Source organism: Faecalibacterium sp. An77, assembly GCF_002161315.1.
Taxonomy (GTDB): Bacteria; Bacillota; Clostridia; order Oscillospirales; family Ruminococcaceae; genus Faecalibacterium.
The window spans coordinates 20309-40894 of the sequence record NZ_NFHK01000007.1 but is presented as its reverse complement, the minus strand read 5'-3'; the positions used below and the strand labels follow the sequence as shown (position 1 = coordinate 40894).

17 protein-coding genes are annotated in these 20586 nt (G+C 64.0%); 6 read left to right on the top strand and 11 right to left on the bottom strand.

All coding sequences use genetic code 11. The features are described from left to right. Nucleotides 1-103 precede the first annotated feature (103 nt). From murG to rsmD, 10 genes are all read right to left on the bottom strand, one after another. Nucleotides 104-1231 carry an undecaprenyldiphospho-muramoylpentapeptide beta-N-acetylglucosaminyltransferase gene (gene murG, locus B5G28_RS04290; protein WP_087246488.1) on the bottom strand — a complete coding sequence of 376 codons (1128 nt, stop codon included), beginning with the start codon at nt 1229-1231 and terminating at the stop codon, nt 104-106. A 97-nt stretch (nt 1232-1328) separates the two neighbouring features. After that, on the bottom strand, nt 1329-2654 hold the full coding sequence (locus B5G28_RS04285; RefSeq protein ID WP_087246487.1) for an FtsW/RodA/SpoVE family cell cycle protein: 1326 nt from the start codon (nt 2652-2654) through the stop codon (nt 1329-1331). A 66-nt stretch (nt 2655-2720) separates the two neighbouring features. Beyond that, nucleotides 2721-3746, bottom strand: a complete 1026-nt coding sequence (locus tag B5G28_RS04280; protein ID WP_087246486.1) for a hypothetical protein — start codon at nt 3744-3746, stop codon at nt 2721-2723. A 26-nt stretch (nt 3747-3772) separates the two neighbouring features. Then, complete coding sequence (gene murF / locus B5G28_RS04275) at nt 3773-5173, bottom strand: UDP-N-acetylmuramoyl-tripeptide--D-alanyl-D-alanine ligase (protein ID WP_087246485.1); 1401 nt, start codon at nt 5171-5173, stop codon at nt 3773-3775. 134 nt (nt 5174-5307) lie between these two features. Then, nucleotides 5308-7800, bottom strand: a complete 2493-nt coding sequence (locus B5G28_RS04270) for a penicillin-binding protein 2 (RefSeq protein WP_087246484.1) — start codon at nt 7798-7800, stop codon at nt 5308-5310. Nucleotides 7801-7918: 118 nt separating this feature from the next. Further along, on the bottom strand, nt 7919-8440 hold the full coding sequence (locus tag B5G28_RS04265; protein ID WP_087246483.1) for a cell division protein FtsL: 522 nt from the start codon (nt 8438-8440) through the stop codon (nt 7919-7921). 39 nt (nt 8441-8479) lie between these two features. Beyond that, nucleotides 8480-9448 (bottom strand): 16S rRNA (cytosine(1402)-N(4))-methyltransferase RsmH, encoded by a 969-nt coding sequence (gene rsmH / locus B5G28_RS04260; RefSeq protein ID WP_087246482.1) that lies wholly within the window; start codon nt 9446-9448, stop codon nt 8480-8482. A 214-nt stretch (nt 9449-9662) separates the two neighbouring features. Then, complete coding sequence (gene mraZ, locus B5G28_RS04255) at nt 9663-10082, bottom strand: division/cell wall cluster transcriptional repressor MraZ (protein WP_087246481.1); 420 nt, start codon at nt 10080-10082, stop codon at nt 9663-9665. 352 nt (nt 10083-10434) lie between these two features. Then, nucleotides 10435-10893: an ATPase gene (locus tag B5G28_RS04250; RefSeq protein WP_087246480.1), complete on the bottom strand. Its 459-nt coding sequence runs from the start codon at nt 10891-10893 to the stop codon at nt 10435-10437. Then, nucleotides 10890-11462 (bottom strand): 16S rRNA (guanine(966)-N(2))-methyltransferase RsmD, encoded by a 573-nt coding sequence (rsmD, locus tag B5G28_RS04245; protein ID WP_087246479.1) that lies wholly within the window; start codon nt 11460-11462, stop codon nt 10890-10892. Before rsmD ends, B5G28_RS04250 begins: the two co-directional genes overlap by 4 nt. Before the next feature lie 225 nt (nt 11463-11687). On the opposite strand from rsmD, the gene B5G28_RS04240 reads away from it, so the two are divergent. From B5G28_RS04240 to B5G28_RS04215, 6 genes are all read left to right on the top strand, one after another. Continuing rightward, entirely contained in the window at nt 11688-14096 is a 2409-nt protein-coding gene (locus B5G28_RS04240) for a glycoside hydrolase family 2 TIM barrel-domain containing protein (protein ID WP_242967456.1), read from the top strand. A 215-nt stretch (nt 14097-14311) separates the two neighbouring features. Next, complete coding sequence (locus tag B5G28_RS04235) at nt 14312-14707, top strand: hypothetical protein (RefSeq protein ID WP_087246478.1); 396 nt, start codon at nt 14312-14314, stop codon at nt 14705-14707. Between the two features lies 1 nt (nt 14708). Further along, nucleotides 14709-15542 (top strand): DUF5685 family protein, encoded by an 834-nt coding sequence (locus B5G28_RS04230; protein ID WP_087246477.1) that lies wholly within the window; start codon nt 14709-14711, stop codon nt 15540-15542. Between the two features lie 161 nt (nt 15543-15703). Then, entirely contained in the window at nt 15704-16438 is a 735-nt protein-coding gene (locus tag B5G28_RS04225) for a J domain-containing protein (protein ID WP_087246476.1), read from the top strand. Between the two features lie 163 nt (nt 16439-16601). Then, complete coding sequence (gene trkA, locus B5G28_RS04220; protein WP_087246475.1) at nt 16602-17978, top strand: Trk system potassium transporter TrkA; 1377 nt, start codon at nt 16602-16604, stop codon at nt 17976-17978. Continuing rightward, entirely contained in the window at nt 17975-19417 is a 1443-nt protein-coding gene (locus tag B5G28_RS04215) for a TrkH family potassium uptake protein (protein ID WP_087246474.1), read from the top strand. The genes trkA and B5G28_RS04215 overlap by 4 nt, the downstream gene beginning before the upstream one ends. A 113-nt stretch (nt 19418-19530) precedes the next feature. Here the strand turns inward: B5G28_RS04215 and B5G28_RS04210 are convergent, their stop codons facing one another. Beyond that, nucleotides 19531-20508: a hypothetical protein gene (locus B5G28_RS04210; protein WP_087246473.1), complete on the bottom strand. Its 978-nt coding sequence runs from the start codon at nt 20506-20508 to the stop codon at nt 19531-19533. Nucleotides 20509-20586 lie beyond the last annotated feature (78 nt).

Sequence of the window (20586 nt, the reverse complement as noted above, 5' to 3'; positions counted from 1 at the left end):
TCTTTTTGGGGCCCTGCGGTCCGCAGAGGCCCGGGCGCTCCAAGAGAGAGGGCCTGCCGCTTGTGCGGGCAGCTCTCTCCTTGCGGCGCAGTCTTTGTGTTCTTTACGGCTCCCGCACCAGCTTTTGCAGCCGGTCCACAATCCGGTTCAGGCTGTCGTCCACCGACAGGGTGCGGGCGTTGCGGCCCATCCGGGCCAGTCTGGTGTCCTCGGCCAGCAGCTGCCGCACCTCCTCTACCAGCTTTTCGCCGGTCAGGTCTTTCTCCTCAATGACCACCGCTGCGTCCACCTTGGCCAGCTCCAGGGCATTGTAGTACTGGTGATTCTCAGCCACGTTGGGGCTGGGGATCAGGATGGCGGCCCGGCCGGCGGCCTCCAGCTCGGCCAGGGTCAGCGCGCCGGCCCGGCTGATGACCAGGTCCGCCGCCGCCAGCAGTTCGGGCATATTGTCGATGTACTCCCGCACAATCAGGCTGTCCCCCCGGGCAAAGCCCTTCTCCTTTTCCAGGTTGCGGAACAGCTCCACGCCGTACTGGCCGGTGGCGTGGAGGTGCAGGGTATTCAGGTGATTTTTCTGCTCCCAGGCGCACAGGTCGGCCACCACTTCATTGATCCGGCGTGCCCCCAGGCTGCCGCCAAAGGACAGGATCACGGTGCGGTCCCCTGCGTTGAGCTTGGCCCGGGCTTCGTCCCGGCGCTTGGCCCAGTCAAAGACCTCGGGACGGACCGGGTTGCCCACCACGAGGGTCTTGCCGGGTGCGCCCAGACGGTCGGCGCCGGCCTGCACCGCCGCAAAGACCACGTCCACCTCGGGGGCCAGCAGCTTGTTGGTGACGCCGGGGAAGGCGTTCTGTTCATGGATGGCGGTCTTAATCCCCCGCTTGGCCGCCGCACGGACCACCGGGCCCGACACATAGCCGCCGCAGCCGATGACCAGGTCGGGCTTCACCTCATTGAGGATGGCCTTGCAGCGGGGTCCCGAGCGGGCCAGATTCCAGACGGTGACAACATTCCGCCGCAGGTTTTCCAGGGACGGCCGCCGCTGAAAGCCGGTCACCTCGATGTGGTGGAAGGGGTAGCCCGCCTGGGTCACCAGACGGTATTCCATGCCCTCTTTCCGCCCCGCAAAGTGGATCTCGGCGGACGGGTCCGCCGCCCGCAGCGCCCCCGCAATGGCAAGGGCCGGGTTGATATGGCCGGCGGTGCCGCCGGCTGCGATTAATACGCGCATATCCGATTCCTCCTGTCCGGTCTGGCCGGACGATTTCCATGAAAAACCCATCCGCCTGTTTGACGGACGGGAGAAACAGCACAGATGCCGTCCGGACTCACAGCCCGGGCTGATGCCCGGCGGACCGGCGGCCCAGGCCATTCAGAACAATGGGCGGCCGGGCCGATTCCTGACGGATTTTTTCCATTTGCGCAGCGCGGCGGGCTTCCGCAGCCCGGGCGCCGTTGCGGCCGATGTGGATCATGACGCCCATCTCGGCCATCAGAAGCAGCAGACTGGTGCCGCCGGAGGAGAAGAAGGGCAGACTGATGCCGGTGTTGGGCAGGGTGTTGGTGACCACCGCCACATTGCAGAACACCTGCCAGCCCACCTGGGCCATGATGCCCACGCCCACCAGGGTGCTGAACCGGTCCGCGGCCTGGAATGCAATCCAGAAGCCCTGCACCAGCAGCAGCACAAACAGCAGGATGACCACCACAGCGCCCACAAAGCCCAGCTCCTCGCACACCACGCTGAAGATAAAGTCGTTGGTGCACTCAGGCAGCCAGAGCTGTTTTTCCACGCTGTTGCCCAGGCCCAGGCCGGTCAGGCCGCCCGAGCCGATGGCATACAGGCTCTGGAGGGTCTGGTCGGTCATCTTGGTGAGATCCTGGGTCCAGCCGTCCAGACGGGCCTGCAGGTAAGGGATGGAGTCAATATGGGACAGGATACTCTCCAGCAGCAGGATGGCGGCCGCTGCGCCGCCGTAAGTAATGATGCCGCCGCTGCCGTTGAGCAGCAGGATGCTGCCCACGATGGCGCACATCAGGACGATGCCGGACATATGGGGTTCCAGAGCCAGCAGCACAATGATGGGCAGCAGAGGGATCAGCGGGACCATCAGTTCCCGCACCACCTTCTGGTACAGCCACCGGCCAAAGTTCTTTGCCACCCGCCGGGCCCCGGGCTCTCCCTGGAGGACCAGATAGGGGGTGCGGCTGGCCAGATGGGCCGTCAGCAGGATCATCTCGAACTTCACCAGCTCGGAAGCCTGCAAAGTGGGCAGGCCGCGGATGTTGATCCAGCGGCGGCAGCCGTTCAGCGGCTCACAGAACAGCACCAGCACCAGCAGAATCAGGCTGATGATGTAGCCAGCCCAGACAAATTTGCGGATGAACCGCAGGTCGATGTAGGAAAAGAGGAACATAACCCCCATTCCGATGGCGGCGTAGAGGGTCTGGGACTTGATATAGTAGAAGCTGTCCCCCATCCGCAGGTAACCGGTGGTATAGCTGGCGCTGAACAGCATCACCAGCCCAAAAATCACGATCAGGATAAGGGTCGCGAGCCAGCCGATGGTCAGCGGGGTCCACGGCCCGGGGTTGCGCTGAAACACCACCACCGGCCCGTTGGGGTCGGGGCGTCGTCTTCTTGCAACAGCCATAGGAACATCTCTCTTTCGTTGGATTGGATGCCATCCCGCCCGGTCAGGCGGAGACAGGCCGCACACTCAGAGCTGTGCGGTGCGCAGGGCGGCCAGCGTTCCGGCCAGGGCCAGCGCACAGAATACATAGAACACCGTCACCGGGCCGCCCCGCCGACACAGCCAGGCGTCGAAGCTGCCCTCCCGAAAGAGAGGACGCCGCCGCACCCGGCGCCACAGCGCCTGCAGCAGGCCGGCCAGGCCCTCCACCCAGAAGGGCAGGGCCAGCGCCAGGGCGATGTCCGCCCGGCCAATGGACAGGGGGATGCCTCCCACCGCACCGGCCAGGAACATACTTCCCACCGAGCCCGGCAGCAGCCGTGCCGGGTAAAAGTTCCACAGCAGAAAAGCCATCAAAGCCCCTGCCAGGGCTGCAGGCAGCACCGCCAGGGGGAAAAATCCCAGGATGGTCTCGGCTCCCATCAGGCCCAGCATGGCCACAAAGGCCGCGCCGGCCGCCGCGCCGTCGGCGGGGCCGGACATCCGGGCCGACTCGCTGAGAGCCATCAGCATGACCGCCCAGAGGGGGGCTGCCGCGCCGCCCAGCTCCAGATACCCGACGCCGGGCAGGGTCAGGCCGGTGGGCATGGCGCCGTTCAGGTAGAGGGCCGCCACCGTCACCAGGGCGGCCGCCCCTTCCAGAGCCAGCCGGGGCCCCGTCCGCAGGCCCAGCACCTGGCGGGGCCGCAGCCGGGCCAGGTCGTCGGCCAGGCCCGCCGCTCCAAAGAGGAAGCCCGACCCCAACCCCAGCATCAGCCGGCCGGTGAGCCCGCCGCCCAGCAGCTCCGGCTGGACCAGGCAGACCACCACCCAGCCCACGCCCACCGCCGCCAGGGTGCCAATGATAAAGCACAGGCCGCCCATGGTGGGCAGGCCCCTGGGCTCAGGCGGCTCCGGCTGGCGCTCCGATTCCGGCGAATCCGGCTTTGCGCCGGCGCCGGTCTCTTTTTCGGGTGGGACAAGGGCCCGCAGCAGCGGGACCAACAGGTTCCCGACCGCGGTCGTCAGGGCGAATCCCAGCACCGACGCCACGATCAAGGCAAAACGTATCATGCTTTCTATCTCCGATCCGTTGGTTTTCAGTCGCCGTTTTCGCTCTCTGCTCTGGCCTCGGCGTCCTGCAGGGCGCTCAGCTTTTCGATGGCGTTTTCCAGCGCCATCCCGCGGCTGCCCTTAAAGAGGACCGCATCCCCCGGCGCAGCTGCCCGCGCCAGGAAACCGGCAATTTCATCGTAGTTGTTGGCGTGGATGGTCCGCACCCCTTTGGCCGCGGCCACGGTGGCGGTACGGCGGGCCAGGTCGCCGTACGTAATCAGCACGTCAATGTTGCTCTGGGCCACCAGGCGGCCCAGTTCTTCGTGGGCTTCACGGCCATGCTCGCCCAGCTCCAGCATATCCGCCAGCACCGCAAAACGGCGCTTGCAGGGATATTCCTTGAACATCTCCAGGGCGGCCTTCATGCTGTTGGGGTTGGCGTTGTAGCAGTCCTTGATGATCCGCACCCCGTGGCTGTCCAGCATCTGCTGGCGCATCCCGGTCTGGCGGAACTCCTTCATCTGCTTCAGGGCGTCCCGGGGCTCCAGGCCGGCCTGGATGGCGGCGCAGTAGGCCGCCAGGGCGTTGGCCACATTGTGGCGGCCCAGCGCGCTGATGTGGACCATGAAGCAGCCGTTCTCAGCGTCGTCCAGCAGGAAGCTCATGCCGTCGTCCTCCTGCCGGATGGCGGAGGCGTAGACGTCGGCCTCCTGGCTGGTCATGCTGTACCAGACCGGGCGGACGTGGCTGGGCAGCTGGGCCTTGCGCAGGAATTCGTCGTCGTAGTTGAGGATCAGGGGCGCGCCCTCGGGCATCCCCTCACAGATTTCCAGCTTTGCCTTGCAGATATTCTCCTGGCTGCCCAGATTCCCGATGTGGGACAGGCCGATGCAGGTGATGATACCGATATCAGGTTTGGCGCAGCGGGACAGACGGCTGATCTCTCCGGCGTGGTTCATCCCCATCTCGATCACGGCGTATTCGGTGGAGGCGTCGATCCGGAACAGCGTCCGGGGCAGGCCCAGCTCGTTGTTCTGGTTGCCCTCGGTCTTGATGGTGTTGCCCAGGACCGACAGGGCGGTGGCGCAGAATTCCTTGGTGGTGGTCTTGCCCACGCTGCCGGTGACGCCGATCACCTTGGGCGAGAACTGGGTCCGGTAATTGGCGCCCATCTGCATCATGGCCTGATAGCTGTCGGGGCAAAGGATGGTCTTTTCCTCGGGGACTCCCTCAACCGGGTGGTTCAGCACCACCCATGCGGCTCCGTCTGCCAGCGCTTTGGCTGCAAAATTGTGTCCGTCAAAGTGCTCGCCCGGAAACGCCACAAAGACGCATCCCGGCACAACCTCTCGGCTGTCGGTGGTCACCAGGGTGACTTTTTCTTCACCGATCCGTTCCGCAGGCGCCAGGCCTGCCAGGAGGATGTTTGCTGCGATGTGTTCCATATCGTTCTGATCCCCTTTCCTGTTTCATTCTTATCTATATGTATTATAAATATAGCGTACCGCAGTTGGCAAGTAAAGACCTTTTCTTTTCGCTTCGTTTTCACCTCTCGGGGCCTTCGGGCCGGGGCGCGGACTCATCCGCAGGTGATGGTGACGATGGTGCCCAGCTGAACGCTGCTGCCCGGCGCGGCGCTCTGGTTCTGGACCAGGCCTCCGGCGCTGCCCTCCACGGTGCAGTTCAGGCCCGCCGCCAGCAGCATCTGCCGCGCAAAGTCGGCGCTCTTGCCGGTGAGGTCGGGCACCTCTGTGGTCTTGCCGCCCGAGCCGTCGGTGTAGAGGTAGACGGTGGTGCCACTGGGCACGGTGGACCCGGCGGTGGGATACTGCCAGGTGACCGGCGCGGCGGTGTTGTCGGCCTCGCTCTCCACCAGCTGGTGCTTGAGGCCCCGGATGTTCAGGGACACCTGGGCGTTGCTCCACTCGGTGCCGATCAGGTTGGGCACCTTGACGGTGGTGCCGCTGCGGTCGATGCCGTCGGTGGCCAGGCCCAGATAGGGGGCAATCTCACTGATGATATTGCCCACCACCGGCGCGGCCAGAACCGACGAGTAGTCACTGTTGGCGTTGTTGGGGTCGTCCAGCATCACATAGACCAGGATCTCCGGGTCGTCTGCCGGCAGGACCGCCACAAAGGAAGCCGCCTTCTTGTAGTCGCCGTCGGCGCGGCGGTCCATGTTCAGCAGCTCGGAGGTGCCCGACTTGCCGCCGATGCGGTAGCCGGCCACATAGGCACGGTAGCCGCCCACCTGCGTGGTGCCGTCGCCCACCTCATACTCCATGATCTGGCGGATGGTCTCGCTGGCGCTCTCGCTGATGACCTGGCGGCGGACGTTGGCGCCGATCTGCTCCACCACGTTGCCGTTGGCGTCCACAATCTGGTCCACCACGTGGGGGGTCACCAGATAGCCGCCGTTGACCGAGGCCGCAATGGCGGTGCAGACCTGCAGCGGGGTCACCGCCATGGACTGGCCGAAGGCCGAGGAGGCCAGCTCCACTTCGCCCATGTTCTTGTCGGTGTAGTACTGCATGTAGGAGGTCTCATTGGGCAGGTCCACGCCGGTCTGTTCGGTGAAGCCAAAGGCCTTGAAATACTGATAGAAGGACTGGACGCCGATCCGCTGGCCCAGCTGGATAAAGTAGATGTTGCAGCTGTTCTGCAGAGCCAGAGCCAGGTTCTGGACGCCGTGGCTGTGACGACCGGCGCAGTGGTAGGTCTCCTTGGCCACTGCATAGGCGCCGGAGCAGTTGAAGGTGGTGTTGTAGGTGGCGTTGCCCGAATCCAGGCCCATGGCCGCCGTAATCACCTTAAAGACGCTTCCGGGGTAGTACAGCTCGGTGATGTTCTTGTTTTTCCACATGATATCCCGGAAATAGCCCGAGTAGTCGGCCTCCGGGTCCAGGATCTTGTTGCCCTCCTCGTCGGTGATGTAGGAGCCGTCCTCGTTTTTCAGGTAGATACCGTACAGTTCCGGCTCGGCCCGGACCAGTTCCTCCAGATAGGCCTGGTTGGCGGTGTAGTCGTTGGGGTTGTTGGGGTCAAAATCCGGCTTGGAGGCCATGGCCAGGATGCCGCCGGTCTTGACGTCCATCACAATGGCGCAGCCGCGGTTTTCCACCGTGTTGGCGGCGATGGCCTCGTTCAGATACCGCTCCACCACTTCCTGAATGGTGCTGTCCAGGGTCAGGATCATGCTGTTGCCGTCCTTGGCGTCGTAGGTCACCGCGCCGCTGTCGGCGATGGCGTTGCCCCGGGCGTTGCGGATGGTGACGGTGCGGCCGTCGGTGCCGGCCAGCACGTCGTTATAGGACTTTTCCAGACCGTAGAAACCCTCGCCGTCGGCGTTGGTAAAGCCCAGCACCGACGCCGCAAAGGCCCCGTAGGGATAGTTCCGCTGATAGGTGCGGGAGCTGGAAATGGACAGCCGGCCGGTGCCCTTTTTGGCGTTGCGGTCGGAGACGTAGCTCTCGATGGACTCCTTGACGGCGTTGTTCACCTTCTCGGCCAGCACCTGATAGGAGGAATCAATCTTGCTGAGGGCATTGTAAATCTTCTCGTACTGGGCCACATAGGCGTCGGAGGTGGTGTCCACCTTGTCCAGGCTGACGCCGTCCCCCGACAGCAGCCGGAGGGTCAGTTCCCGGCTGATTTCGGCGCAGGCCGCCGCGTTCAGGGTGTGGGCGGTGGACTCCACTTCCTCCCCGGTTTCGGGGTCGGTGGAGGTGATGGTCTGGCTGTCGTAGAGGGCGGAGGAATAGCTGGGGTCGCACCAGATATCCCAGACCACGCTGGTGGAAGCCAGGACTTTGCCGGTGGCGTCGTAGATCTCGCCCCGGGTGGCCTGAATGGTGGTGTCCAGCAGCTGCTGGTCGCTGGCGTAGCGGGTAAACATCTCGCCATTGCGGATCTGAATATTATAAAGGCTGCCCACCACGATGAGGGTGGCCAGCGCCACCGCACCGATGGAAACGGCCATCCCAATGGTCCGGGTCCGGCGTGGAATGGGGGTGGCGTCGGGTTCCCGGCGGAGCATGTAGTTCCGCCGGCGCCTGTTGTTTTCCTGATTCATCTGCTTCTCCTGACGGCGCCCGGTCTGAGCTCACAGGCGCCAAAAACCGAAAAAGCGTGCGCTGCCGCACGCTTCTCCGGGTAGTTTGTCTGTACAGGCCGTCTCAGCCGGCCGCAGGTCACTGCGCAGCGCTGGACGGCGGATTGATGGTCCGCAGCAGGGACGAGACCCCTGCCTCCAGGGTGTCGGTCCACTTTTCCACCGCGCTCTCGCGGCGGGTCAGGACGCTCTGGTCGTCCAGACGGATGTAAGTAATCTGACTGTCGTCGATCTTCATCAGACCCAGACGTCCGGCCACATCCTCCACATTGCTGATGCTGGACTGAACGTTCAGGGTGGTGTTGTAGTAGTCGTTCTGGCTCTGGGCCGACACCAGCTCTGCCTTGGCCTGGCGGATGTCGCCGCTGAGCTCCACGATGCGCGCCTCGCTGAACAGCAGCGCCACCGAAAGTCCTGCCAGAACCCCCAGCGCCAGGATTTGCACCCCGTGCTGCATCATCGCGCGGAGCGGCGAAATGGCCGCTTTGCCGCCCTGCTCGACACGCAGGTTTACCCGCCGCTCGGGCTGGAGAGCCGGGCGGCGGACAGTCTGTGCATAGGCAGTTCCGGAATAATGAATATCGTATGCAGGCTGACCCATGATCTATCTCTCCTTCTACGCACCAAACGGAGCGCTTGCTTACAGTTTTTCGAGGACCCGCAGCCGGGCCGAACGGCTGCGCCGGTTGTCGGCCAGCTCGTCGGGTTTTGCCTCAATGGGCTTGCGGGTGATCAGTTTTGCCTTGGCCTTGCCGCCGCACACGCAGACCGGAAATTCCGGCGGGCAGGTGCAGGCCGTGGCCCAGCGGCGGAACTTGTTTTTCACCAGCCTGTCCTCCAGAGAGTGGAAGGTGATGACACACAGCCGTCCGCCGGGCGCCAGGGCGCCGAAAATCGCATCCAATCCTTCTTCCAAGGCATCCAGCTCATGATTCACCGCAATGCGCAATGCCTGGAAACTGCGGCGCGCCGGGTTTTTATCCTTGCGCCGCACCGCCGGGGGAACCGCCGAAGCGATCAGCCCGGACAGCTGAAGGGTGGTTTCAATGGGGGTTTCCTGCCGTGCCTCGACGATCCGTCCGGCAATCTGCCAGGCGTAGGGTTCCTCGCCGTAGTCGCGGAGGATGCGGGCCAGTTCTTGCCGGTCCAGGGTGTTCACCAGGTCGGCGGCGCTTGTCCCCTCCTGGCTCATCCGCATATCCAGCGGAGCGTCCGCCCGATAGGAGAAGCCCCGCTCTGCGTCGTCCAGCTGATGGCTGGAGACGCCCAGATCCAGCAGCGCGCCGTCAATCTGGGCCACGCCCAGACCCGCCAGCGCGTCGGCTGCATAGCGGAAGTTGGTCTGTACCACCGTGGCGGGTAGGCCTGCCAGCCGCTGCCGCGCGGTCTGAACTGCGTCGGGGTCCTGATCCAGCGCAATCAGCCGTCCGCCTGCCGCGGCGTCCAGCCGGCTCGCAATGGCCCGGGAATGTCCTGCCCCTCCGGCGGTTCCGTCCAGATAGGTGCCGTCGGGGCGGATGGCCAGCCCTTCCAGACACTCCTCCAGCAGCACCGGCACGTGTTCAAACGAGGCCGGGTCAAATGCCTGCTGTTCCTGTTCTGCTTCCATTGGGCCCGCCTCCTTTCTCAAATCATTCATTCGCGTTCTTCCAGCGGCCCGGGCCCGGCGCAGAGGGCCTGTCCGCCATGGTTGAAAAGACAAGGGACGGCGCAGCCTGTCCCCTGACCCCGCCCGGGCAGGCAGGGACGGGGCTCAGGCGCCGTCACGAAGCCCGGTTTTCTCATCTCCACAGGCTGCATCCTGCGCTCCCTCTGCAGCCGTGTCAGATGTGCAGTTCCCGCAGACGGGCGGCCCGCTGTTCGTTGGTGATGGCGGCCCGGCGGGCGTCCCAGCGGGCGGCGTCCCAGATCTCAGCGTGGTTGCGGTTGCCGATGACGGCCACCGTCTTGCCCAGGCCCGCATACTGGCGCAGGCTGGCCGGCAGGAGGATTCGCCCCTGCTTGTCCAGCGTCACCTCGCAGGCGGTGCTGAACAGGTCGCCGGTGATCTCCCAGCTGTCCATCAGCTCGTCCGCTCCCATCCGTTCGGAGATGCGCTCCACCTCCGACATGGGCAGTGCGAACAGGCACTGGTCCAGCCATTCCATCACCACAAAGCTGTCGCCCATTCCGTCCCGGAACTTGGCCGGGAAATTCAGGCGGCCCTTGGCGTCAATGGTACAGTCGTAACGTCCAAAGAACACCCTGACCGCCTCCTTTTGTGGAGCTGTGCGGGGCGCGTTCCCCACTTCTCTCTACTTTACTCCACTGATATGGTTTTATTGTAACAAAACGGACCTTTGAATGCAATAGTTTTCGCCCGACTTTTTCCATTAATTTTCCGCAGGATATCCAAAACATCGTCCGTTTCCGCAATAAAGTTGATCTCTTTGTATCCCAGTTTAAGCTTTTCGGGAGATGTGCGCCGGGGGCGGAATAACTCCCCGTGTTTCTGCGTTCCGGCCGGCCCAAAAATCCTTTTTCTGGCAATTTTGCCCCGGCACGGAAAAAGCCCCCTCCGCCGCAGGGGCGGAAGGGGCTTTGGGACCCATGTAATTACTGTTTTCTGGGCGGGGTGCGCAGGCTGGCGCGGACGCTCTTGACCTGGGCGGCGTTGGACAGCATGACTTCCTCGGTGTTCTTGAGCATGTTGTCACAGTAGTCGGCGGTGGTCTGGCGCAGGGTGCGGCTCTCGGCCTGGGCCTGGGCCATGATCTCGGAGGCCCGCTGCTGGGCGTTCTTGACGATCTCCGACTCGCTGACCAGGATGCGGGCCCGCTCCTCGGCCTTGCGGACGATGGCCTGGGCCTGGGCGTTGGCCGAGTCCACAATCTGGGCCCGGTCGTTCACAATGGCCTGGGCCTGGCGCAGTTCGCCGGGCAGGTTGGCCCGGACTTCATCCAGATAATCCCGTATCTGGTCTACATCCACGATCCGTTTGCCCCCCGACAGCGGCATATTGGCGCTCTCCTCCAGGGCATCCTCGATGGTATCCAACAGTTCATTGATGTTCATACGGTGTCTCTCCCTTCCAGTTCGCCGGCGTGGGGCTTGGTGTAGCGCCACAGCAGCACACGGCCATAGCGGTACTGCTTGCGCAGGGTCAGGCCCCCCACCTCAGCGGGCAGGACCAGCTTTGCCTCGCTCTCACACAGGACGATGCCGCCGGGCGCCACCACCTTGTCCACCGCGGGCAAAATCTCCTCCAGGGTTCCCTGGCCGAAGGGCGGGTCCAGCAATACCAGATCAAACTGCTCATGGCAGGCCGACAGCCAGCGTGCGGCTTCGCCCACGCTGACCCGGCTGCGGTCAAACAGGCCGCAGGCCTTGCAGTTGCGCATCACCACGGCGGCTGCATCCCGGTTCTGGTCCAGGAACACGCACCGCGCCGCCCCGCGGGACAGCGCCTCGATGCCCAGCTGGCCGCTGCCGGCAAAAAGATCCAGCACCCGGGCGCCAGGCAGGTCAAACTGGACGATGCTGAACATCGCCTCCTTGACCTGGTCCAGGGTGGGCCGGGTCACGTCTGTTCCGGGCAGCGCCTCCAGACGGCGGCCCCGTGCTTCACCTGCGATCACACGCATCTGCATCCGCTCCTTTCAGTGGTACGTTGTTCCCTTCATTATTACAGAGCAGGCCGGACTTGTCAAGCCTTGGCGGGGGGTGGTGCGGATTTGTCCCCGTTTTCGCCAAAAAATCTTGCTCCTGGGGATTTACATTCTTTATTCGTTCATATCTTTGTGTTAAGATAAAAATGAATTTTTGTGCTAAATTTGGTCTATCCTGACCGGTCAAGGAGTCTGCAACAGATGGAACGCATCGAACATTACGACTGGAACGACGGTTGGTTTTTCACCCCCCGCTATGACCCGGCCCTGCTGGGGCCGGAGATCGGCGGCCTGGATCTGGAGCCGGTGCGGCTGCCCCACACCGTCAAAGTGCTGCCCTTCAATTACTGCAACGAGAACGACTACCAGCTGGTCAGCGGCTACCGGCGTGTGTTCACTGCGCCCAAGAGCTGGGAGGGCCGCACCCTGCTTTTGACCTTCGGCGCGGCGGCCCACGACGCCACCGTCTACTGCAACGGCCAGCGGGTGGGGCATCACGCCTGCGGGTACACCGCCTTCACCGTCAACCTCACCAATGCGGTCCGGCTGGGACAGGAAAACATTCTGGTGGTCCGGTGCGACAGCCGGGAAACCCTGGACATTCCCCCCTTCGGCGGCCAGACTGAGACCCTGACCTACGGCGGCCTCTACCGCGGGGTATCCCTGGACGTCAAGGAAAACGCCTGGCTGCGGGATGTGTTCATCCAGGCGGGGGCCGACGGTTCTTTCCGCATTTACTCTGCCGCCGAGGGCGAGACGGTGGGCTGCACCCTGGAGGCCGAAATCCGCTCCCCGTCGGGGCGGCGGGCCGCCTATGTGGGCGAGCTTTCCCTGCCCATCAACGGCACCCTGAACGGGGTCCAGCCCTGGAGCTGTGAGCACCCCACCCGCTATACCCTCACAGCGCGGCTGATCCGTCCCGGCACCAGCGGTCTGCCCGACCGGGCTTTGGACCAGAAGGTGATCCGGTTTGGCTTCCGCACCATCCAGTTTGTGGCGGGCGGGCTGTACCTCAACGGGGTCCGCACCCATCTGCGGGGTCTGGTCCGTCCCCAGAGCTATCCCTACCAGGGCTACGCCATGCCCGACAGCATCCAGCGCCTGGACGCCCAGATTCTCCGCAAGGAGCTGGGCTGCAACGCGGTGCGGTGCGTCTGCCCGCCCAGCCCGGCTTTCCTGGACGCCTGCGACGAGCTGGGTTTGCTGGCCTTTGTGGAAATGCCGGGGCAGCAGCACATTGGCGGCCCCGCCTGGAAAGCCCAGGCCCTTCAGAACTGCCGCGAGATGGTCTGCCAGTACCGCAACCACCCCAGCGTCTTTTTGTGGGGCGTGCGGGTGCCGGGCAGCGCCGACGACGAAGCCTTCTATAAAAAGACCAACGAGGCGGCCCGCCGCCTGGACCCCACCCGCCCCACGGCGGGCACCCACCGGACCAAAAAGGGCCAGCTGCTGGAGGACGTCTACGCCTACGACGACTTTTCCTTTGCCGGGGCGGGTCCGGGCTGTCTGCCCCGGGCCTCGGTCACCCCGGACCTGCGCCGCGGCTACCTCATCAGCGGCTACGGCGGGATGATGTACCCCACCAAGAGTTTTGACGGCAACGCCCAGCGGCTGAGCCAGGCCCTGCGTTACGGCGCCGTCCTCAACGATGCCGCCGCCCAACAGGGGGTGGCCGGCAGCTTTGGCTGGTGCATGACCGACTACAACACCCATCCGGCCTACGGCAGCGGGGACCGGGTCAGCTATCAGGGCGTGCTGGACCTGTTCCGCAACCCCAAACTGGCCGCCGCCGTCTTTGCCAGCCAGAAGCCGCCCCGGGTCCCCTCCGACATTGTGCTGGAGGTATCCCCGGCGGCCGCCTTCGGGGATATGCCCGCCGGCTATCCCGGCGGATGCTGGGCTTTCACCAACGCCGACACGGTGCGGGTCTACCGCAACGGGGATTTTATCGCCGAATTCTCCCCCGACCGTCAGGGCCGGTTTGCCGCCCTGCCCTATCCGCCCATCCAGATCGACGACTTTGTGGGCTCCCTGCTGGAAAAATACGAGGGCATCGCCCACAGCGAAGCGGTCCAGCTGGCCGGCTGTCTCAACGCCATGCGCCGGGACCCCAACATCCCCTCTCCCCTGCTGCGGGCCCGTCTGGGCCGGCTGCTGCGGGCTCTGCGGATGGACGAGTCCAACCTGATCCGGCTGTACCAGACCTATATCGGGGTGCTGGGCGGCCCCACCGCCTCCTACCGGTTTGATGCGGTGTGGAAGGGCCGTGTGGCCCGCACGGTGGTGCAGGAACCCGCCCAGCGGGTCCGCCTGGAATGCACCGTCCGCAACGCCATCCTTACCGACGGCCCCACCTGGGACTGCGCCGCGGTGTCCCTCCGGGCCATCGACCAGAACGGCAGCCTCCTGCCCTATTGCAGCGAGGCGGTCCAGCTGTCGGTGGAGGGCCCTGCCAAACTGATCGGCCCCTCGGTGGTTCCCCTGCGGGGCGGCATGGCGGGCACCTATCTGGCCACCGACGGGGTGGCCGGCCGGGCCACCCTCCACTGCAAAATGGAGGGCGCCCTGGACACCGAGGTCTCGGTCATCATCCGGCGGCGTGAAGCCTGATAAAAACCCAGACTCCGCCCGCTTTTTACGTTTGCTTTGCAGTCTGTTCAAAATTTGATCATTTCCAGCTGGCATACTAAATTTAACAGGCATTCCTCTGCGCATCCAGTGCGCGGAGGGCCCTGGGGCGGTGCAGATCTGTGCCGCCCCAGCTTTCCGGTTTGGATTCCGACGTTCACAATTTATTTTTCAAAGACATGGGGGCTTATACACATATGCGTGAGAAAATCCGTCAATTTATGGCCGGCCGCTACGGCACCGATGCGCTCAATCAGTTCCTGAGCATTCTGGCCGTGGTCCTGCTGCTGCTCTCGCTGGTCACCGGCTGGGGCATCTTCACCTGGCTGGGCCTGGCCGCGCTGATCTACTGCTATTTCCGCACCTTCAGCCGCAACATCTCCCGCCGCACCGAGGAGAACTACCGCTTCTATAACCTGAAAGAGCGGGTGGCCGGCAAGTTCCGCGGCATCAAGCGCCGCTGGGACGACCGCAAGACCTACCGCTATTTCCGGTGCCCCAAATGCCGCCAGATGCTGCGCGTGCCCAAGGGCCGGGGCCGGATCGAAATTTCCTGCCCCCGGTGCGGTACCCAGTTCATCAAGAAGAGCTGATATGTTCGGCTATATCATTCCCGACCAGCAGGCCATGACCCCCGAAGCCCGGGACCGCTACCGCACCGCCTATTGCGGGCTGTGCCGCCGGGCTGCGGCCCTCCATGGCATGGCTGGCCGGATGACCTTGAGCTACGACCTGACTTTTTTGAACCTGCTGCTGTCCAGCCTGTACGAGGGCGAGACGCCGGCGGTGGCCGAGACCGGCCGCTGTCCGGTGCATCCCATCCGGCCCATTCACTGGCGGTACAGCGGCCCCACCGATTACTGTGCCGACATCGGCCTGGCCCTTCATTATTACAGCGCCAAGGACAAATGGGAGGACGACCGCAGCCCTCTGGGCCTTGGATATATGAAGCTGCTGGACCAGCGACGCCGGGACGCCGAGGCCCGCTGGCCCCGGGCCTGCCAGGCCATCACCACCGGCCTGGCCCAGCTGGCCGCCTATGAGGCCGACGGCTGCGAGGACCTGGATTTGGTGTCGGGGTCCTTTGGGGGGCTGATGGCCGAGCTGTTCGACTACAAGCAGGACCGCTGGTCCGGCGAGCTGCGCACCATCGGCTACAGCATCGGCAAATATATCTATCTCCTGGACGCCTGGGACGACCTGGAGCGGGACAAGCGGAAGGGTTCCTATAACCCCCTGCGCAGCCTGTCCGCCGAACCGGACTATGAAAACCAGATGCGGGAAATCTTCGAGCTGCTTCTGGCCCAGGCCGCGGCTGCCTTCCGGCGGCTGCCCTGCGTCGAGGACGCCGACCTGCTGGAAAACATCCTGTACTCCGGCATCTGGCTCAAATACAACGTGAAAAACAGCCGAAAACAGCCCCGCTGAGCCTTCTTGCGCGGTGTGGGGCTTGCTTTTTGAGCCTGTATACGATAAAATAGATGAGATTGTGAAGACCTTTCCGGGAGCGCGGGTGTTTCCCGCTCATGGGCGGCGGCCTGCGCGCTCCTTTTCCACATTGCGATAGAGAGTTGTGAGGAAGTTATTCGATGAAAGATCCCTATGAGGTTCTTGGCGTCCAGCGCGGCGCCAGTGAGGAAGAGATCAAGAAAGCCTACCGCGCCAAGTGCAAGCGCTGGCACCCCGACCTGAACCCCGACGACCCCACCGCCGAGGAACACTTCAAAGAGGTGCAGGCCGCCTACGACGCCATCATGAAGGGGGATACCGGCCCCCAGAGCGCCGGCGGCTACAGCCAGCAGGGCTATGGCGGATACAGTCAGCAGAGTTATCAGCAGGGCTACCAGCAGGGCGGCTTTGAGGATGGCTTCTATGGGTTTGACCCCTTCGGCTTTGGGTTTGGCGGATACGGCTACACCCAGCAGCAGCGGGGCCCCAGCAGTTCCAGCAGCGACCCGGCTGAGATCCAGGCCGCCCGCAACTTCATCGTCAACGGCCGCTACGCCGAGGCCCGCCGGGTGCTGGACTCCCAGCGGGACCGGAACGCCCGCTGGTACTATCTGTCCAGCCTGGCCAACCAGGGCCTGGGCCGCAGCATCGACGCTCTGCAGGACGCCCGCCGGGCCGTCCAGCTGGACCCCAACAACACCGAGTACCGCTCTCACCTGAACCGGCTGCAGAATCCGGGCCAGACCTACCGGACCCAGACCACCTACACCAACGCCGGCGGCGGCATCATGCGGTGGTGCTGGTCCATGATCCTGTTGAACCTGCTGTGCAACTGCTGCTGCGGCAACCGCTGGTTCTTCTACCGGCCCTTCTGATGTTCCCCGTTTTTTCGCGCAGTTTCGCCCCTGTCCCGCCCGGACAGGGGCTTTCTTCTTGCCGCTGGATATAGACCTTTCCCACAAATTATGTTAATATATTATTAATGTGACCGGGCGGCCCTCCCCCCGGCCTGGATCAACTGGAAAGGATGCTTAACGCATGAAAATCATACTTGTGGGCGGCGGCAAAGTGGGCACGGCCCTGGCCCGTCAGCTCAGCGAGGAAGGCCACAGCGTCACGGTGGTGGACACCAACAAGGCCCGCGTGGAACAAATCGTCCAGAACTACGACGTTTTGGGCGTGGTGGGCAACGGTTCCTCCATTGCCACCCTGTCCGAGGCCGGCATCGAGGACAACGACGTCTTTATCGCCATCACCGGTTCGGACGAGCTGAATCTGCTGTGCTGCATGTTTGCCAAAAAGGCGGGCAGCCGCCACACCATCGCCCGGGTCCGCAACCCGTCCTACAGCCACGAGCTGGACTTTATCCGCCAGCAGACCGGCATCTCGGCCATCATCAACCCCGAGATGGCCGCCGCCGCTGAGATTTCGCGGCTGCTGCGGTTCCCCGGCGCCACCAAGATCGACACCTTCGCCGACGGCCGGGTCCGCCTGATCAAGTTCGCCCTGCTGGAACCCCACGGCCTGGACGGCATGCCCATCCGGGATATCCCCTCCCGGCTGGGCTGCGACATTCTGGTCTGCGCGGTGGAACGGGGCAAGACGGTGACCATTCCCGACGGCAGCTTTGTGCTGCGCAGCGGCGACCTGGTCACCTTCCTGGCCACCCAGGAAAAAGCCCACCAGTTCTTCCTCAAGCTGGGCATCCCGGTCAAGCCGGTGAAAAACGCCATGATCGTGGGCGGCGGCGCCATCGCCTTCTACCTGAGCAAGTCCCTGCTGGCGGACAACGTCAAGGTCCGCATCATCGAGCGGGACCTGAACCGCTGCGACTATCTGGCCGAGGAACTGCCCCAGGCCCAGATTCTCTGTGCCGACGGCTCCAACCGCAGTTTCCTGTTGTCTGAGGGCCTGGACTCCACTGAGGCCTTTGTCTCCCTCACCAACATGGACGAGGAAAACATCCTGCTGTCCCTCTTTGCCAGCAACCACTCCCGCGCCAAGCGGGTCACCAAGATCAACCGGCTGGAATTCGACGATATGCTCTCCAGTTTTGACCTGGGCAGCATCATCTACCCCAAGTACATGACCTGCGACTTCATCGTCCAGTACGTCCGCGCCCTCCAGAACGAGGCCGGCAGCAACATCAAGACCCTCTACCGCATTCTGGACGACCGGGTGGAAGCGCTGGAATTCACCGTCCACGAAAACAGCGCCGTCACCGGCGTCCCCCTGAGCAGCCTGTCCCTGAAACCCAATCTGCTGCTGTGCTGCATCGCCCGGGGCGACCGGATCATCATTCCCCGGGGCGGCGACACCATCCAGGTGGGCGACACCGTCATTGTGGTGACCCTGCAGCATGGCCTCCATGACCTGCGGGACATTGCGGCCGGACAAGGGAGCGCACGCCGATGAATTATGCTGTTGTTTTCCGGCTTTTGGGCTATATTCTGCTGTGCGAGGGCGGCCTGCTGTGCCTGCCGGCCCTGGTCAGCGCCCTGTACGGCGAATGGGATATCCTGTGGATTTTCCTTTTCACCGTGGCCCTCTGCTTTGTGATCGGCCTTTCCCTCACCTTCCTGAAACCCCGCAGCAAAATCTTCCATATGCGGGAGAGCTGCGCCACCGCCGCCCTGACCTGGATTGTCATCAGTATCATGGGCGCCATTCCCTTTGTGCTGTCGGGGGCCATCCCCAACCCCATCGAGGCTCTGTTTGAGACGGTGTCGGGCTTTACCACCACCGGCGCGTCGGTGCTGGCCGACGTGGAGAGCCTGCCCATGGGCATTTTGTTCTGGCGCAGCTTCACCCACTGGATCGGCGGCATGGGCATTCTGGTGTTTCTGCTGGCGGTGATGCCCCTGACCGGCGGCAGCCACGTCAACCTGATGAAGGCCGAAAGCCCTGGTCCCCAGGTGGAAAAGATGGTGCCCTCGGTCCAGGCCACCGCCAAAATCCTCTACACCATCTACCTGGGCATGACCGTTCTCCAGATTCTGTTCATGCTGGCGGGCGGCTGTCCCCTGATGGACTCCCTGCTGCTGACCTTCGGCACCGCAGGCACCGGCGGCTTCGGCGTCCTGAACGACAGCCTGGGCAGCTACTCCACCTACATCCAGGTGGTGGTCACCATCTTTATGATCCTGTTCGGCGTCAACTTCAGCGTCTATTTCTATCTGACCCGCCGCAAGTTCAAAAAGGCCTTCGCCATCGAGGAAGTCCGGTGGTATCTGGCGGTCATCGCCGCATCCATCCTGCTCATCAGCTGGAACATCCGGGACCTGTTCCCCAACTTCCTCACCGCGATGCAGCAGGCCGCTTTCCAGGTGGCCTCCATCATCACCACCACCGGCTTCTCCAGCTGCGACTTTGACCTGTGGCCCTCCTTCTCCAAAAGCATTTTGGTGGCCCTGATGTTCATTGGCGCCTGCGCCGGCAGTACCGGCGGCGGCATGAAGATCAGCCGTCTGATGGTTCTGGCCAAGAGCATCCGCAAAGAGGTGCTCCAAACCGTTCATCCCAACGCGGTCACCCCCATCCGGGTGGACGGCAAGCCCATCAACCACGAGACCCTCCGGTCCATCAACGTGTTCATAGCGGCCTACATCATCCTGTTTGCGTCGTCGGTGCTGCTGATCAGCCTGGATGGCTACGACTTCACCACCAACTTCACCGCCGTGGCCGCCACCTTCAACAACATCGGCCCCGGCCTGGCAGCCGTAGGTCCCACCGCCAACTTCTCCATCTACTCCGGCTTTTCCAAGCTGGTGCTGACCTTCGACATGCTGGCCGGACGTCTGGAGCTGTTCCCCCTGCTGCTCCTGTTCGCCCCCGAGACTTGGAAAAAATTCTAATCCGCTTTTCTGCGCCCTCTGCCCGACGGCAGGGGGCTTTTTTTGGGGCCCAAAACAAAAAATCCGCCCATTCCTGCCGATATCCGGCACGGAACAGCGGATTTTTCTCAGATTCAGATCAGGGCCGCCCCCGAATGGGCCGGCAGCTGGCTCCCCTCCATCATGCTCTGCACCAGGCTGGGCAGGGCGGTCAGGTCTCCGTCGGTCACCCGCAGGGCGGCCGCCAGACCCGCCAGGGCCACCACCCCCAGCACAAAGGCCAGGCGCACCGGCCAGCGGCGGCGATGCGCCTGCGGCGCCGGGAGGCTTGTCTCTGTTGAGGCGGAGGATTCCGGCGTTTCGTCCTCCCCAGGGGCAGCGGATTCGGCGGGGGCCGCCTGGGCCTCCCACAGGGGGCCGGGCCGTTTGCCCCGGGGCACAAAGCACACTTCCGGGGACTGTCGGCGGCCTTCGGCAGCACGGCGCAGGATATCCAGCAGCCACAGGGCAGGATTTTCCCCCGCGCCGGCCAGATAGAACCAGCTGCCCTTTCGGCCGGCCACCGCCACCAGGGTGCGCTCCTCCATCGAAAGAGCCCCCGCTGCCAGGTCGGCCTTTGTCACCTTGAGGGTTGCCCGCAGGCGGTCCAGCTCCCGGGCCACCGGACCGGCGGTTCCCTTTTTGTCCCGCCGGAGGGCCAGGGCCTCGATTCGCGCGGCGGCGTCAGGGTCCTCACAGCTGCCCGCCCCAAAGTCAAAGACGCGGTCTACCCCGTCCCGGCCTTCCAGCCGGGGGGCCAGCAGTTCCAGGGCCAGCTTGTCCCCGCAGGCCAGCAGACGGTCCCGCTTTACCAGAGCCCGGGCGGCACAATCGGCCAGGGTCTGTTCCCCTGTGCCGTACAGCCCCGCCCGAAAGGTCCGGCGCAGCCGTCCCTCCGCCTTGTGCAGCGCGGGGGCCGGGGCCGTCAGGGCCAGAAGGGTTTCGGGCCCCTGGGACCGGCTCTCCACCTGGGTCAGGCCATACCGGCCCGCCAGGCCGGAGGCGGCCCGGCACACCTCCGCCTCCTGCACACCAAAAAACCGGAGCACCCAGCTCTCATTTGCCCCATCCATCCTTGCATTCCTCCTGTCGCTTTCTGCGGTGCATCTGAAAGCCGGTCCGGCAAGGGTGATGGCGCGCTGAAGGGTTTC